The organism is Vibrio sp. B181a (assembly GCF_030248375.1).
Classification (GTDB): domain Bacteria; phylum Pseudomonadota; class Gammaproteobacteria; order Enterobacterales; family Vibrionaceae; genus Vibrio; species Vibrio campbellii.
Map to the genome: position 1 here is coordinate 72,005 of NZ_JAHGAD010000027.1, position 18,841 is coordinate 90,845.

Consider the following 18,841-nt stretch of genomic DNA (forward strand, 5'->3'; position numbering starts at 1 on the left):
AGCTATCAAATGTACCGCTAGAGTGTGCTCGACTGTATACATAGTAAAAGGACTGAATACTAAAAAGCGCGATAACTCCATGAGCTATCGCGCTTTTGCTTTCGTGTTAGTTGCCCTTCTTTGAGCTAACGACTCTGTTGCTTCTCGTTAGCCATTACTTAGAACATTATTGTTCAGCAATGATTCAACGATTTCATTCGACGTTAGCCCATTGAAGTCTATCGAGTCGCCCAGATGTTCGACGACAATCGTCTGGCTTACATTTGCGTCCGTGGTGATGCTCAAGGACACAGCTTCTGTCGACGCATCATAATCGGCTGTGATGTGGCCAAGCAGATCATCCATATCGATCATCGGGTTGTTTAGATCAGAGATAACCTCTCGCAAATCAATACTGTCTTCGTTCACAGTAAAATCTGTAATGGTATCAACTGCCCCTTCATCCACTGAATCAACTGTCCACTTGAAGATATCACTGCCGTCTCCACCTGTTAAGATGTCCGACCCCAAGCCGCCAATAAGTACATCATCACCGTCTCCACCGACGATAAGGTCATCACCCTCACCGCCCGTCAAGTTAATGCCCGTATCTCCTCCAACAAGATAGCTGTCATCGGTCTCGCTTGACTGATCAATATCGTCACTGTCGTCGCTGACATCCAAGCTAATTTGGACTGGCGCAGACTGTGCTTCATCACCATTAGATTCTGTTGATATCGCCGTAACAGAAATATCGTAAGAACCTACATCAATGCCGTTATTGGTATCCGTTGCGATTATTTGTAGCGTGTCTATCTCATCGCTCGGAACCGTCCAGGTTGTGCCATCAAAGTTGATGTTTGATGGAGACACACCACTCGTTACTTCTGCGCTAGCTGGCACACCAGTGAGTTCCAAGGAAAGCACTTCATCAATGTCGGTCAAGGCTGCCATGATGCCAACGATCGCGAGACCTTGGCCGCTTGCTGTTTGGCTCGCAGCAATCTGTCTAATGTAGTTAAACTGAGGATCAATGCCCAACGTCGGAGCATCAGCCACAGGCGTCACATTAATGGTGAAGTCTTGATTCGCTTCTAACGCCGTGCCCGCCGAGTTCTCGAAGTACACTCCATTATCTTCGACTTTCACCGACAAGGTGATAGAGGAAGCGTCAACATCTCCCGCATCGACAAATACGCCCTCTGAAGCGTCAGTCGCACCAAGAACCGCGTTAATGTTATCTGGGGTACCCATCAGAATAACTTCACCAGCTATACCCGCTCCAACCGTAACGCCACTGCCTACAGGAGGCTCAACACGCACATCTCCCTCTGTCACACTCAAGGTAACGGTCATCAACTCATTCGCTTGTGCACCAGTAAAATCGATATCACTCACGCTAATGCCCGTAATCTTCTGACCATCCGCCTCGTTGATCGTATCTGTCACCGATGTCGCTGTAATTTCAGGAGCATCATTGGTTGCTTCAACATTCAGTACTGCCGTTCCCGCTATCGTGATTGGATCTGGCGCGCCGTTAGTGGTGCCGTCATCCGTGATTTCGTAAGTGAAGTTAACGTCTCCAAAGAAGTCTGCAGCAGGTTCAAACGTCCATTCTGTCGCATTGACTTGGGTTAACGTACCAGCCGAAGGATCCGCCAAAGCGACATTACTAATGGTCAAGTTATCTGATTCAGGGTCACTTGCGTTACTTAGTAGCTCAGCAGCTGTAATACTTACAGCCCCGCCATCCTCCTCGGTACTGGTTAACGTTACCTCTGAAGTGACAGGAGAGTCATTGACCTCTGTGACTTCGAAGGTTGCTGTTCCCGGCGTCGTTTGAGGATCGGATGCGCCATTCGTCGTGCCGTCATCGGTAATGTCGTACGTAAGATCCACTGTGCCGTTGTAACCCGGCGCTGGTGTAAATGACCAAGTGCCAGAGACGTTATTGAAATCCAATGTACCGCTACTTGGGTCGACTAATTGAACGTTACTCACAGTCAATGTGTCATTCTCGATATCAGAGGCATTCGCCAACAAATCAGCTTGAGTAAGCTCAACCGCCGCACTGTCTTCCGCAACATCAGAAAGTGTCACTTCAGACGTTGTTGGTGCATCGTTCACTTCCGTTACATTGAATGAAGCCGTGCCATTAACCGATTTAGGATCGGATGCACCATTTGTCGTACCGTCATCTGTAATGGTGTAAGTGATTTCGACAGAGCCGTTATAGCCAGGTGCAGGCGTAAACTCCCACTCCCCCGTCACGTTGTTGAAGCTAACACTTCCAGAATTTGGATCCGTTACCTGCACGTTGCTGACCGTGAGGTTGTCGTTTTCAATATCCGTAGCGTTTGCAATTAACTCAGCTTCAGAGATAGAGAATACGCCACTGTCTTCAGCAATATCTGCTAGGGTAACAGGCGTCGTTTCTGGCGTATCGTTAACTTCTGTCACTTCAATAGTAAAGCTACTGCTGTTGGTGTTGAGTGTGTCATCCACGCCACCAGTTACGAGACCTTCATTACCTTGGTCATCGATAGTCACGTCAACTTGAACATCACCAAAGAAGTTCAGGTCTGGATTGAACTCAATCAGCCCGTTGGCAATCGCATTGTTTAGATCAGCAACGGTGCCTTTAAGCTCAACAGAGTCCGTACCATCGCCACTCACTGTTAGGTTGTAGTTCGTCACGAGCGTTGGATTTAGCGCCAAGATACCACTGTCGACGGTAACATCGAGCACGTACTCAGCACTCGGATCATCCAACACGGCATCAACATCGGTAATACTGAAGCCATCCAACAGTAGTGGCGTATCCTCTGGTGTTTCCACATCCACCGTGTTAACAAACTCTGGACGGTCATTAACCGCTTCGACTTCGACATTGACATCAAACTCTTTTGGCGTACCTAGACTTTGACCTCCGTCTAAACCGGTATCAACAGCCTGAACTTTAAACCCTAGCGTGCCATTCCAAGAGTTATCGTTGCGATCGCCCGAGTTAAACACTACTTTATCGAGATCTTGAGCGTCAATCTCTAGGACGAATACACCACCGCCTTGGTCAACAAACGCCGTGCCGTCTGCAAGTTCAATACTTGCACCATCTGGCACATTTGTAATCTCGACACGTAGCGTTTCTGGATCGTTTTCTTGATAGTTCGCACCATCACCAATCGATTCTTTGTTATCAACCACCAGCGCATTGATGTTGATATCAATGTCCTCGCCTTCGTTACCTGACACCAAGGAATCTGGGTTTACATCAACATCATCACCAATTGGATCGATGGTGACCTTGAAAGTACCCGTATGCTCAGTCGGTACTTTCAACAGCTCTTCTTGAGTAAATACCGTGATACCGATATCCACCTCACCACTGAAGTTTTTCGGTGGTTGAATTTCAATGTCACTTAGGTCAATAGATGTCTGACCTGGGTTGGCAAGTTGAATACTCCACTCACCTCCACCATTATTTTTGACCGTGTAATCAGACGAGTTTGAATCAACAAGAAAATCTGTTGGTAGCCCCGTGAGCTTCAAGGATACAAATTCTTCAGAGCCATCATTATCATTTAGGCTAATGGTGAGACCAGTGCCCGACTGACTGAGTGATATGAGCGTATCTTCACCACCCGATATCTCAATTGGCTGTGTAGGATCGGCGCCGCTGATCGTAATGTCATCCACAACAGGCGTAATTTCAAACGACACACTATCGGTGAATGTACGCACATCCACGTTATCTCCAGGATTCGCAAGCGTCGTTTGATCGATAAGAGCAGTATCGGTGATCTCTCCTTCAATGTTAATTTGAACCGAATTTTGTCCACCACCAACTGGGTAGTTCTCTTTCGGTTTGAATAAAACTTCATCCAAAGCACCCGCCGCAATCTCAGCAGCACTGAACTCAACACTTGTGCCTAATGAGTTACCACTCGCGTCGACAAATTCGCCTAGAGTCGTATCATCCAGCGTCAATTTCACATTGGTAAGCGTTTCTCTCCCTGCCAATATGCCATTGCGATCGTCCGCAAAGTCGATATTCAAGTTCAGTTGAATCAGACCATCTTCATAGCCGACGCCATCATTGGTAGGGACATCAACACTCAGGTCATTTACTGGCTGTTTATCTGCGTCTAGGCCAAGCGTGCCAGTTATATCCAATGTGATATCTGGCGTCACATCAGTATCAAGTGGTTGATCACCAGAAGAACTCGGCACGTCCGCAATCGGCAATACTTGTACCGGGATAGATTCAAGTGTGCTCTTCTCATCACCTGACAATGTATCGGTAGTCACAAAGATAACCGGTAGCTCAAAGTCGCCTGCCCAGTCTTCACCAACACGTAAGGTGAGACTGTCTAAGCCCGTAATATTGCCACTAGCATCAATACTCGCTTGAAAAACGTATTTACCATCGACAAAGTCAATGTCTGTACCCACAACCACTAGGCCCGGAGGAGCCCCAGGGACAGAAGGGTCAATCACAACCGTAAGAACGTCTTCAACACCATCGCTGTTAATCGTGGTAAGTTTCGACGCAAGCTGCGAACCAAAATCAATCAGATTGTCTTCATTAGCATCAATCTGGACGGTATTGTCTAAATCAATCTCAGCCGCCACACTCGTTTGTGGTGCGATATCAGTTGGGAACTCTAGAGTGATATCGGTTTGACGAATAACGGTCGCGTCTTTCTCTACCGCATCTTCACCTAAGTCATTGACTTCAGCATAAATCGTCAAACCAATCGATGAAATACCACCATTGTCCGCATCATCAGAATCATCATTTGGCGTTAGGTCTAACCCCGCAGGTGCGATAATAGAAAAGTTTTCCTCGTCGGTGATCGTCCAACGGCCATCACCTTCATTAGAGGCACCAACAATGATTAATTGATCAAGAATTTCAGGGTCGGTATTGCTGAACTGCACAACTAGCTGCGTTACAACTTCATCTGACGAGTTATCAAATTCTTGATATTTGATGATATTGGCGCCCGCTTGGCCACCTGCGGATGTATTAATAGTAAAGTCTATATGACCTAGCGCATCCGAGCTCACGACATCGGTCGTTGTACCTCCGGCATCTTCAACGAGAAGACGAGTTTGATCGGCAATCGGCCCTGTTAAATCTTCTGCTTCAACAATTGGGTTAACAGTCACATTTACCGTACCGTTAATCACAGCTGAAGCAATGCCTTCACCCGGATTACTCGCATCGACATATTCAGCGTCAATTTCTTTCACCGTCACTTGGGTACTCAAGCTAAAATCAGTACTCGAATCTTGCTCGAGTTGAACTTGGATGTAGCCATCTTGAGTCACTCGCGCTGAGAAATCTTGTTCTGACTCGTTAGGCGCTGGGGTCAGCGTGATACTACCGCCTGTTACCGTTTGAGCAACACCATCCACGTAGACAGTACTTCCCGCAGGGAAGCCACTAATAGTCAATTCCGCGTAAAACTCGTCGGCATCAGGACTTTGAGTCAACGTTGGCTCCCAATCAATATTGATACGGGTATCTTCGTTACCCTCGGAGCTCACAACATAGTTATCTTGTGCATCGATTACAGGCTCAACTTTTACACGAATCTCTCGCTCGACAATGCGAGTATGTCCATCATCTTCCGTCACGATGATGCTACCAGTAATGTGGATGTTCTCAGTTGATGAACTTTCGGGGATAATTTGGATCCCTGAATTGAAGTTCAAACCAGTAATGTTAGCTTCATAAATTGGGTTACCATTGATGTCAGTACCAACATAAGTTAGGTCAACACTACCACCGTCAGAATCAACCAGCTGAACACCATCTGGAATATTTGAAAGCACGACAGTAAGGGACTCAGATGTGTCCAGAGGCTTGTCCTTCACTTCACCTGACACAACAGAGAAGTTCAGTAATGCGGCGCCATCTTCAGGAATCGTCGTCGCAATGCCTGACGTCGTACCATCATCAAATATGGACCAACTATTGTTGCTTTGATTGATCAAGACAACATCTGGAATATCAGCGACACCTTTTACTGCGACATTCACGGTTTGCGTGCCCAACGAGAGGATATTCTGAGCAGAACCAGACGACAATGACGCGTTATCTTTTACTATCCCTTCAACATCAAAGGTAAAGTCATTATTGCTATGCAAAGGAGGTAACACTTCCACGTCAGCCAAGTTAGCTTCCGGGATTTCGTAGTACAATACATTACCACCGCCATCCGTAACCGTGTTGATCTGGCTTGGGCTAGCATTGTCCAACCACACCAATGTCACGCCATTTTCAGAGAAGTTTGAAATACGAACAAACAACTCTTCCGAACCATCGATATCAACAGATGGCGTCATCGTAATGACTTCGCTCAACTGAAGTGGATCATGGTCTGTCACAGGGTCTACGGTATCTTGAGTGCGCGCATTATCCTCAAAGATGTTGATGCGATTCACCACAAAATCGGCTTGGTCAGCCACTGGGCTAACGTCAATCACAATTTCTTCGGTTTCAGAGCGCGCCGTTTCTTTGCCCGTGAGTGGGTTTGTGCTCTCAGTAGTAATCGCCGTCACATCAAGCTTAATCTGACCAGAGAAGTGCTCCGATGGATCCACTTCGACCTCATCAATTCTGCTCGCGTCTACTAGGTATTTATCACCGACCTCTGGAATTGGGGTACCATCAGAGTAGACAAGCGTCGCGTTGGCTCCGCCCTCGGTAAAGACGAGCTCATAAACAATAGCCTCTGGGTTGCTGATGTCTTGCGTGTTCGCTTCGATATCCAATTGAACATTGTTGCCATCTTCGTCAACGGTATAATCGAAGATACTGCTTGCATTCCATGTCGCGATATCAGCGACCGCATCCACTTCGATACCCAAGCGACCGTTGATTGTGTGGTCTGGCGTACCATTATTAAGAATTTCAACACGGATACGAGGATTGATACCTGAAGCATCCGTTGATGAATGACGGTCCGGCACAAAATACAAGTTTTCTAAGGTAACAAACTCACCACTGAAGGACTGTTCTACATTTGATGCATCAAGAACGACGGTGTTACCCACAGGCGTTAATTCAATATAGTTGCCGCTACCATCTTTGTAGTAGAAAGTACCGTTATGGGTGCTTGCGTCTCGGATCGTAATATCACCCAGACTTTCTGTTCGATCGATATCATGCAAATTAATAACTAAGTCGACTTTTGCTGGGGTGATATCCAACGCTGATAAATTATCTTGAGTGTTTGCAGAATCAATACCTGCAACCACACCACCTCGCCCTTGGTCTTCAAAAGCGAGAACCGTAGACGTATCGATCTGAGCATTTCGGTCCGTGACCGAAATATCGACATCCGCGTCGCTGGTATCGCCGTCGCCATCGGTCGCGACAACGTTAATAGTGAAATCAATGGAATCTGTTTCTGTATGATCAAGATCGTCATTCGGGCGGAAAGTCACTCGTCCATCCGTACGCACGACCAAGCGACCAATTTCTGTATCAACGCCATCAAGGACTTTATGGACAAAGACGGTTTGATCACTGCCATTTAGGTCTATGGTGTCGGAGTCTACGCCGTTTTGCTTGAAGTAAATTCCTGAGTTATCTGCGGTAAATGAGGTAATCTCTGCACCATCAGCACCGTAATTTAGGTCCCCTTCAACCGGGTCTGTAAACAGTTGTACTGTTCGACCACCCTGACCTTCTACGCGCGAAATTGATGCATCATAAATGGTTGGAACGTCATCAGTAATAGAAACAGGCAGAGTGATTCCAGCCGTGTCACCATCAACATCTGTAGCAAATATAGGAAGGTTGAGGGTTAGCTCATCCTCCCCTTGTACAGAATGATCTAATACCCCTTCCAAGGTAAATTTGTAAGAGCCATCAGCATTCAGTTCTAAGGTGAATACTGAGTTTCCATCCGGAGTCTGCCCTTGGTAGGTGTAGTTGTTGTTGCTTACTGCAGTTTGAACAAGTGTCACCGCTAACCCACCTGAAGTGACTCCTGGAATAGGGTTTGAAGTCAGATCCAGTTGGTAAGAGACAACGGTATCTGCCCCTTCCACCGTATCGAAATTACCCGTTGCTTCTAGGCTGTCTTTATTGGTCAACTGCGAGCCGTCAACTAAGTCATCCTCGTCCAATGAAAGCGCGTCGGCTGATGTGATTTCAGGAATGTCATCAACAATGGTGATTGGAAGGTTCAATGATGATGACGTATCACCATCAAAATCTGTAACTGTAATTGGGATATCAATGACAAGGTTGTTTTCACCTTGAACGACGTCATGGTCAATTGGTCCCAACAGTTCAAATTGGTAACTGTCGTTATTCGCATCGAGAGACAGCGTGAAGATCTTGGTTGAGGTGCCCGTAATCACGGCTTCATAACTGGTTACGCCACCAACAGTACTCACTAAGTTAAGCTCAATGTTTTGACCGTTGGAAGTTAACCCTGACACAACAGAATTAAGGTCAGAAACTTGATAGCTAACAATCTCATCCGCCCCATCAACGACTTCAAATCCACCAGTTAATACCGTTGAATCGCTACTCATCGTGTCAGAGCCACCAGCAACGTCATCTTCATCAACGGTTTGCTGGCTGGAGTCTGTCACTTTCACAATAGTTGGAACATCGTCCACCACTGTGATCGGCAAGGTGATATTATTGGACACATCGCCATCAAAATCGGTCGCGTTGACTGGGAAGTTGATGACTAACGAGTTTTCATCGTTACCCGCAGGATGATCAAGTGCACCCAACAGTTCAAATTCATAGCTGTCTGCTGAACCATTTAGCGTCAGTTTAAAGACGGTATCCGTCGTACCTTGTACATAAGCTCGGTACTCAATCACACCATTTGAATTTGAAAACTCAACCAATTCAAGCGGCTGACCACCTGAGGTAAGGCCAGAAACAGGCGACGTTAAGCTATCCAACTGGAAGCTAACGATAGAGTCGGCACCATCAGTAACGTCAAAGTTGCCGCCAATGATATTGGATTCTGGCGTGTCGTCTGAACCTTGGCTTGGAATATCATCCTCATCCACAGACAAGGTACTACCAGAGCTAATAGCATCAATAGTTGGCTTGTCATCTACGATGGCCACTGGCAAGGTCGCAGTGATGGTATCGTTGTCGCCATCTGTAATCTTCACAGGTAGATTCAACAAAATCTCATCAGAGTTAACCGCGTGATCTAACTGACCAGATAACTCAAAGTCGTATTTACCATCTTGATGAAGTGTCAACGTGAAGACCGTCACTCCGCTCGGAGTTTGTCCCACGTAAACAAGCGCGTCAGCAGTTGAAGCACCAACGTCTTGAGAAACTGTTACCTCTTCTCCACCCGATTTCAGATTTGGGATAGGATTTGAGCTCAGATCCAATTCGAAAGCATCAATACCATCTGCGCTAGTGACTTCAAATTCACCTGATACCGTTAATGGCTCTTTAGTGCCATCAGAACCAAGAGGTAAGTCATCTTCGTCGACACGCAGACTTTCAATATTGGTAACAACTGGAACATCGTCCACAACGGTAATTGGCAATGTGAAGGCTGGTGAAGTATCACCATCATTGTCTGTCGCCGTCACAGGGAGGTTAATAACAATCTCGTTTTGCTGATTACCATCTGGATGATCAAGCGGCTTCTGTAAATCGAACTCGTAGGTGTTGTTCGTTGCATCCAACGTCAGTTCGAACACCACTTCAGCAGGATTGCCAGCGACACCTTGGTATACGTTCACGCCGTTTGCGCTAGAAGACAGAACTAAGGTGATAGCGCCACCATCTGAAGTCAGTGACGCAACAGGCGTGGTCAGGTCACTCAGCTGAATAGAAGCAACTTGGTCAGCACCTTCGGTGATATCAAAAGTGCCTGAAATAACAGTATCTTCTGCACTTGCAGCATCTGTACCTGCTGGTAGGTCATCTTCATCAACGGTTTGTTCGCTGCCTGCTAGTAAACCATCAATGGTCGGAACATCATCCACAACCGTAATTGGTAAGGTGATGTTATTCGACACGTCTCCATCAAAGTCCGTCGCGTTTATCGGCAAATTGATGATTAGTTCATTTTGGCCATCAGCATTTGGATGATCGAGAGGAGCAAGCAAATCGAACGTGTAGCTATCATCAGAAGCATCAAGGGTCACACGGAATACTGGTGTCGTCGTGCCATCAATACGAGCTTCGTAAACTGAAACGCCACCAGCGTTTGATACTTCAACCATAACCAGAGATTGACCACCAGAGGTCAGGCCTTGTACTGGCGTCGTTAGGTCAGAAACGACGTACTCCACAATGCCATCAGAACCATCAGTCGCGATGAAGTTACCGGCAATGCTATTCGACTGTGTACCATCAGATCCGACTGTTGGGATATCATCCTCATCAACCGTTTGCACACTTGTTGCTTCGATGCCACCAAGTGTCGGTTTGTCATCAACGATCTTGACAGGAATTGTCTCAGCAGAGGTATCGCCATCAAAGTCTGTCGCGATGATTGGGAAGTTCAGCGTTAACTCATCGCTATCAACAGCATGGTCGATTGGACCTTCAAGCGTGAAGTTGTATGAGCCATCCGTATTCACTGTCAGCGTAAAGACCGCTTCAGTCCCCGCTGTCGCCTCGTAGGTAAAGCTACCATCACCGTTTGCGGTTTCAGTTAGCGAGACTGCCACGCCTTGTGATGTAAGGCCAGCTACTGGTGTTGCAGAAGCGTCAAGCTGATAACTCACCACTCGGTCCGAGCCTTGTGTGGTGGTAAAGTTGCCATCAATTGAAATCGGGTCAGTTTGGTCTGAGCCAATCGTGTTTAAGTCATCTTCATCAACGGTAATCGCATCGACATCGGTAATGGTCGGTTTATCATCCACGATGGTGACTGGGATCGTTTCTGTGGTGGTATCACCATCAAAATCCGTCGCGATGATTGGGAAGTTCAGTGTCAGTTCATCACTGTCTACCGCATGGTCGATTGGACCTTGCAGCGTGAAGTTGTATGAGCCATCCGTATTAACGGTCAGCGTAAATACTGCTTCAGTTCCTGCTGTCGCTTCATAAGTGTAGCTACCGTCGCCGTTTGCGGTTTCAGTCAGCGTGACGGCCACACCTTGTGATGTTAGACCGTCAACAGGCGTTGCTGCAGCATCCAATTGGTAGCTTACTACCCCATCAGAGCCTTGCGTTGTAGTGAAGTTGCCATCGATTGAAATTGGATCTGAGCCGTCAGAGCCAATCGCCACTAAGTCATCTTCATCCACACGGATTGCGTCTACGTCAGTGATGGTTGGTTTATCATCAACGATGGTGACAGGTAGTGTTTCTGTCGACGTATCGCCATCAAAATCTGTTGCGATAATCGGGAAATCGATTTGCAGGCTGTCGCTATTCACCGAATGGTCTAGTGGGCCCTGCAGAGTAAAGGTGTAGCTGCCGTCTGGCTTCACCACCAATTCAAATACGGCATTGCCATCTGCTGTGGCTGTGTAAGTAAAACTACCGTCGCTGTTAGCAGTTTCAGCAAGCACGACAGGCTCACCATGAGAGGTCAACCCTGCTACTGGATCTGCGGTTGCATCAAGCTGATATTTAACAACGCTGTCTGAGCCTTCCGTTGTGGTGAAAGAACCCGACATAAACGCATCATCGTTTTGGTCTGAGCCAATTGTTGCAAGATCATCTTCATCCACCGTAAGTGGAACAACGTTGTCGATGGTTGGAACGTCATCAGTAATAGTGACTGGAATGGTCGCAGTTGTCGTATCACCGTCAAAGTCTGTTGCAATGATTGGGAAGTTCAGAACTAATTCATCGCTGTTTAACGCATGATCAACCGGACCTTCCAGACGGAAGTTGTATGTGCCGTCAGCATTCACATTCATGGTGAAGACAGGATTGCCATCCGCGGTAGCGACGTAAGTAAAGCTGCCATCGGCATTCGCAGTCTCTACCAAAGTAACAGGCTCACCTTGAGAAGTTAAACCTGCGACAGGGTCAGAAGTTGAATCAAGTTGGTAGCTCACCACACGGTCTGAACCTTGAGTGGTCGTGAACGCGCCTTCAACAAACACTGCGTCACTTTGGTCTGAGCCAATACCTGATAAATCATCTTCGTCTACAGCCAGAGGCACGACATTGTCGATAATTGGTGCATCATCCGTGATCGTAACTGGAATGGTTGCCGTGGTCGTATCACCATCAAAATCGGTGGCAACAATTGGGAAATCAATCGTTAGGCTGTCGCTATTAGCTGCATGGTCAATCGGGCCTTGCAGCGTAAAGTCGTAAGTGCCATCTGTTGCTACGTTTAACGTGAAAACAGGATTACCGTCTGCGGTCGCAACATAGGTAAAGCTGCCGTCGCCATTCGCGGTTTCCACCAAGGTAATCGCCTCACTTTGAGAGGTCAGCCCCGCAACAGGATCAGCAGTTGAATCCAGTTGATAGCTCACCACTCGGTCTGAGCCTTGAGTGGTGGTAAACGCGCCTTCAACAAACAGATCGCCGCCTGGGTCCGAGCCCAAACCGCTAAGGTCATCTTCATCGACACTTAACGCATCCACCGCTGTGATGGTCGGTACATCATCAACAATCGTAACTGGAATGGTTTCTGTGACAGTGTCGCCATCAAAGTCGGTTGCAATAATTGGGAAGTTCAGTGTCAGCTCATCACTATCAACAGCGTGATCAATCGGCCCTTCTAGCGTGAAGTTGTAAGATCCATCAGTATTCACTGTCAGCGTAAAGACCGCTTCAGAGCCCGCGGTTGCTTCGTAGGTAAAGCTGCCGTCACCGTTTGCAGTTTCAGTTAATGTGACCGCCACACCTTGCGAGGTTAAACCGTCAACCGGTGTTGAAGAAGCATCTAACTGGTAGCTCACCACTCGGTCTGAACCTTGTGTGGTGGTGAACTTACCATCAATAGAAACCGGATTGCTTTGGTCTGAGCCGATTGACGCTAGATCATCTTCATCAACCGTAATGGCATCTACGTCAGTAATAACTGGCTTATCGTCCACGATGGTGACCGGGATAGTGGCATTTGTGGTGTCACCATCAAAGTCGGTCGCGATGATTGGGAAGTTCAGTGTCAGCTCGTCGCTATCCACTGCGTGGTCGATTGGCCCTTCAAGCGTGAAGTTATAAGAGCCATCGGTATTCACTGTCAACGTAAAGACCGTTTCAGTACCCGCTGTCGCCTCGTAAGTAAAGCTACCATCGCCGTTTGCGGTTTCCGTCAGTGTCACTGCCACGCCTTGTGATGTAAGGCCGTCAACGGGTGTTGCAGAAGCATCAAGCTGATAGCTCACCACTCGGTCAGAGCCTTGTGTGGTAGTGAAGTTGCCATCGATTGAAATCGGGTCAGTTTGGTCTGAGCCAATCGTGCCTAAATCATCTTCATCAACGGTAATCGCATCGACATCGGTAATGGTTGGCTTATCATCCACGATGGTGACTGGGATCGTTTCTGTGGTGGTATCACCATCAAAATCCGTTGCGATGATTGGGAAGTTCAGTGTCAGCTCATCACTGTCTGTCGCATGGTCGATTGGACCTTGCAGCGTGAAGTTGTATGAACCATCCGTATTAACGGTCAGCGTAAATACTGCTTCAGTTCCTGCTGTCGCTTCATAAGTGTAGCTACCGTCGCCGTTTGCGGTTTCAGCCAGCGTGACGGCCACACCTTGTGATGTTAGACCATCAACTGGCGTTGCAGCAGCATCTAATTGGTAGCTTACTACCCCATCAGAGCCTTGCGTTGTAGTGAAGTTGCCATCGATTGAAATTGGATCTGAGCCGTCAGAGCCAATCGCCGCTAAGTCATCTTCATCCACACGGATTGCGTCTACGTCAGTGATGGTTGGTTTATCATCAACGATGGTGACAGGTAGTGTTTCTGTCGACGTATCGCCATCAAAGTCTGTTGCGATAATCGGGAAATCAATTTGCAGGCTGTCGCTATTCACCGCATGGTCTTGTGGGCCCTGCAGAGTAAAGGTGTAGCTGCCGTCTGGCTTCACCACCAATTCAAATACGTCATTGCCATTTGCTGTGGCAGTGTAAGTAAAGCTGCCATCACCATTTGCTGTCTCTGCAAGCACGACAGGCTCACCATGAGAGGTCAACCCTGCTACTGGATCTGCCGTTGCATCAAGCTGGTATTTAACAACACTGTCTGAGCCTTCAGTTGTGGTAAAAGAACCCGACATGAACGCATCATCGTTTTGGTCTGAGCCAATTGAGGCAAGATCATCTTCGTCTACTGTTAGTGGAACAACGTTGTCAATGGTTGGCACGTCATCAGTAATCGTGACTGGAATGATCGCAGTCGTCGTATCGCCATCAAAGTCTGTAGCAATGATTGGGAAGTTCAGTACTAATTCATCGCTGTTTAACGCGTGATCGACCGGCCCTTCCAGACGGAAGTTGTATGTACCGTCAGCATTCACGTTCATGGTGAAGACAGGATTGCCATCCGCGGTAGCCACGTAAGTAAAGCTGCCATCAGCATTCGCAGTCTCTACCAAAGTAACAGGCTCGCCTTGGGAGGTTAGCCCTGAAACAGGATCAGCCGTTGAATCAAGTTGGTAGCTCACCACACGGTCTGAGCCTTGAGTGGTCGTGAACGCGCCTTCAACATAAACAGCGTCAGTTTGGTCTGAGCCAATACCTGATAAATCATCTTCGTCTACTGCAAGAGGCACAACATTATCGATGATTGGCGCATCATCCGTGATCGTGACCGGAATGGTTGCCGAAGTCGTATCACCATCAAAATCGGTGGCAATAATTGGGAAATCAATCGTCAGGCTATCGCTGTTGGCGGCATGGTCAATCGGGCCTTGCAGCGTAAAGTCGTAAGTGCCATCTGTTGCTACGTTTAACGTGAAAACAGGATTGCCGTCAGCGGTCGCAACATAGGTAAAGCTGCCGTCGCCATTCGCGGTTTCCACCAAGATAATCGCCTCACCTTGAGAGGTCAGCCCCACAACAGGATCAGCGGTTGAATCCAGTTGATAGCTCACCACTCGGTCAGAGCCTTGTGTGGTTGTAAACGCCCCTTCAACCAACAGATCGCCGCCTGGGTCTGAACCCACACCGCTAAGGTCATCTTCATCGACACTCAACGCATCCACCGCTGTGATGGTCGGTACATCATCAACAATTGTGACTGGAATCGTTTCTATGACGGTGTCGCCATCAAAGTCGGTTGCGATAATTGGGAAGTTCAGTATCAGCTCGTCACTATCCACCGCGTGATCAATTGGCCCTTCTAGCGTGAAGTTGTAAGATCCATCAGTATTCACTGTTAGCGTAAAGACCGCTTCAGAGCCCGCTGTTGCTTCGTAGGTGAAGCTGCCATCACCGTTTGCAGTTTCAGTTAATGTGACAGCCACGCCTTGCGATGTTAAACCGTCAACTGGTGTTGATGTGCCATCGAGTTGGTAGCTCACCACTCGGTCTGAACCTTGTGTGGTGGTGAAGTTACCATCAATAGAAATTGGATTGCTTTGGTCTGAACCGATAGACGCGAGATCATCTTCATCAACCGTGATTGCGTCGACGTCAGTAATAACTGGCTTATCGTCGACGATCGTCACAGGGATCGTGGCGTTTGTGGTGTCGCCATCAAAGTCGGTCGCGATGATTGGGAAGTTCAGTGTTAACTCATCGCTATCTACCGCGTGGTCAATTGGCCCTTCAAGCGTGAAGTTGTATGAGCCATCCGTATTCACGGTCAGCGTAAATACGGCTTCAGTTCCTGCTGTCGCTTCATAAGTGTAGCTACCGTCACCGTTTACAGTTTCCGTCAGTGTGACTGACACGCCTTGTGATGTAAGGCCGTCAACGGGTGTTGCAGAAGCATCAAGCTGATAGCTCACCACTCGGTCAGAGCCTTGTGTGGTGGTGAAGTTGCCATCGATTGAAATCGGATCAGTTTGATCTGAGCCAATCGTGCTTAAGTCATCTTCATCAACGGTAATCGCATCGACATCGGTAATGGTTGGCTTATCATCCTCGATGGTAACAGGCAATACGATTTGGCTTGTGTCACCATCGAAATCGGTAGCAATAACGCTAAAATCAAGGGTTAAGCTATCGCTATTTGCCGCATGGTCGATTGGACCTTGCAGCTCAAGACTGTACGAGCCGTCAGTATTCAAGATCAATGTGAAGACTGCGCTGCCATTTGCCGTTGCGCTGTAGGTGTAGCTGCCGTCTGCATTTTGCGTTTCGGCAATGGAGACGGTTTGCCCTTGAGATTGCAGGCCATTTAAAGGGTCAGCATTTACATCCAACTGATACTGTACGACGCCATCAGAGCCCTGAGTTGTCGTGAACTGACCTTCAACCAATGTCGGCTGTGATTGGTCAGAGCCTACCGAACTTAAGTCATCTTCATCGACGGTAAGAGCAACAACGTCATTAATGGTTGGCGCATCATCAGCAATGGTAACTGGTAGAACAAGTGAACTGGTGTCACCGTCAAAGTCCGTTGCGACAATATTGAAGTCTAGCGTTAAGCTATCGCTACCCACAGCATGATCGATTGGGCCTTCAAGGATAAATGAATAAGAACCGTCAGCGTTCACTTGTAAGGTGAAGATAGCGTCCCCTTCTGCCGTTGCAGAATAGGTAAAGCTGCCATCTGAGTTGGTTGTTTCCGTCAGAGAGATAGATCGACCCTGTGATTCCAACCCATTGAGTGGATCAGTACCGCTCTCTAATTGATAACTAACAACACGGTCTGAGCCCTGAGTCGTCGTAAAGCTACCTTGCGCGAGCACAGAGTCGCTTTGATCGGAGCCAATACTTGATAAATCGTCTTCATCGACAGCCAGCGCATCAACACCATCAATCGTAGGAACGTCATCTTGAACTTGAATGACAATTTGCGCTGCTTCTGGAGTGTTTGAACCGTCGGTAATCGAGGAGCGGTCGCCATCTGCATCTACCGCGTAAACTGGCAGTGAGAAAGTAAGCGAGTCATCGTTGGCACCCGTATGGTCGAGTTGTTCATACAAGTTGAATTGGTATTCGCCCAATGCAGGCGCATCAATCGCCACATCAAATACGGTGATACGCACGCCATCCAGCTCAATGAAGCCTTCGTAAGTACGCACGCCATTACTCTCGGACGCGAGTTCCAGTTGAACAACTTGCCCTTGAGATTGGAGTTCCCCACCAACGTTAAACTCAGTAGGTTCCAACTCATAGTGGTCAATGATGTCACTACCAACCGCTGTCGTGATCGACCCAGTGCCACTCGTTACTACCGCGCCTTCCTGTGAACCTTGGTCAACACCCGCCTCGTCTAAAGACAATCCCGTCACGTTCTCAATCACTGGGTTATCGCCATCAAGGATGGTCATCGTAAAGGTGTTGCTTGCCGTATCTTGGTCAAAGTCGACGATTGTGGTTGGTAACGAGAGCTCAATCGTATCTTCACCATTTGTTTGTTCTAACGGCTTAAATTGCTCAAATTGGTAGGTACCATCGGTGTTCAGACTGATGGTTAAGACGGTTTCACTCGAGCCAGCAATGGACAAGGTGATAGTACTGCCGTCTTCAGAGAGTACCGCTTCTGTCGTCTGATTATCACTCAGTAGGCCATCGAACTGACTAAGTCCTTCTTGATTAAACGTGACCGTTGCTAATTGATCACTACCAATATCAACAAAGGTGCCAGTGATTGGTGTAGAAGAAGATTCAACGTTTTCAAAAGTAACGTTTTGCGGCGCAGGATCATCGCCATCAATAACGATTGTCGTAAAATCAATAGGCGCTTGAATGCTGTTACCACCAATATCTGCGCCTGTAATATCAAAAGCGATATTGATTTGATCACCGACGATCGATACTTGACCATCAGCAACAGACGCGACGTGGTCAATACCCTGGCTAATCGTGGTAACGACCTCTAACTCTAAATCACGGCCTAAAGATGTCGCTTCGATCTCGATACGAAGTACTTCGTTACCTTCTTGGGTGCCAATAATGGCATTTTGCGCTTCGTCATAAACGAACGCTACTGGCTGACCACCAGAAGTAATATCACTGTTAAGCTCAGTTAACAGAGACTCTAATGAGGACGTCTCAGGTACAAATGAAGCAGTATCAAGTGCGAGATCACCAGCTTCAACTTGTACAGTGGAAGAAATGGTTTGCGGGTAGCTTGATAGAGAAATGGAGCCTTCTACTACTTGAGAAGAAAGAGATTGGCCACCATCGGCAAAAACGGTGACATTTAAGCCGTCAGGATCATCTTCAGTATCCGTGTTACCAGTCGGAGCTGAGGTTTCAAAAAACGTTGAGGCCAATACTTCGGGGTTATTGTATTCAACAGTAACAAAGCCTGCGTTTGCAGACCCAGAACCACCGCCGCCGCCAGCCGGACCCGCGGCTGTGGCTTCAAGGATAGCCGTAGGGTCAGCGCCTTCTAAAATGGCTTGCTGAATCGCGGCAACATCCTCAGCCCCAAATTCGGCGTCAGCCGCCGCTGTTGGATCGACATTGATTTGGCCATCAACGGGCGCTTGAACAACCGCGTCTGTCGGTTGTTGCTCTAAAGATGGTGCCGGTATGCAGGCTACACAATTCTCATCCACGAGATAGAGTGAGCCTTCCGCAATCACTTCAATGGAAGCGCCGTTTTCAGTGATGATGACATCACCCGGAACTAATACATCCCCAACGTTTATCGCTCTCACCTTCCCCTCAAGGCTTAGCGCGTAAACATCCCCTTTGACAGCATCTACTACAACTTCTTGCGGCACAGCTTGTGTACTCATCTGACCCCCGCTAATGGCTAACGCACTTCGTTAGACCTTTATAAATTATTTTAGTTTA

At 47.7% G+C, this 18,841-nt stretch carries 1 protein-coding gene; it reads right to left on the reverse strand.

All coding sequences use genetic code 11. From position 1 onward, the window contains the following. Nucleotides 1-147: 147 nt before the first annotated feature. Complete coding sequence (locus KIO97_RS13600) at nucleotides 148-18,783, reverse strand: retention module-containing protein (protein ID WP_285382969.1); 18,636 nt, start codon at nucleotides 18,781-18,783, stop codon at nucleotides 148-150. Nucleotides 18,784-18,841: the final 58 nt, after the last annotated feature.

What these genes read in the sequence shown, in the direction of transcription:
- KIO97_RS13600 (WP_285382969.1), bottom strand. Translation starts at nt 18,783, where the DNA reads ATGAGTACACAAGCTGTGCCGCAAGAAGTTGTAGTAGATGCTGTCAAA.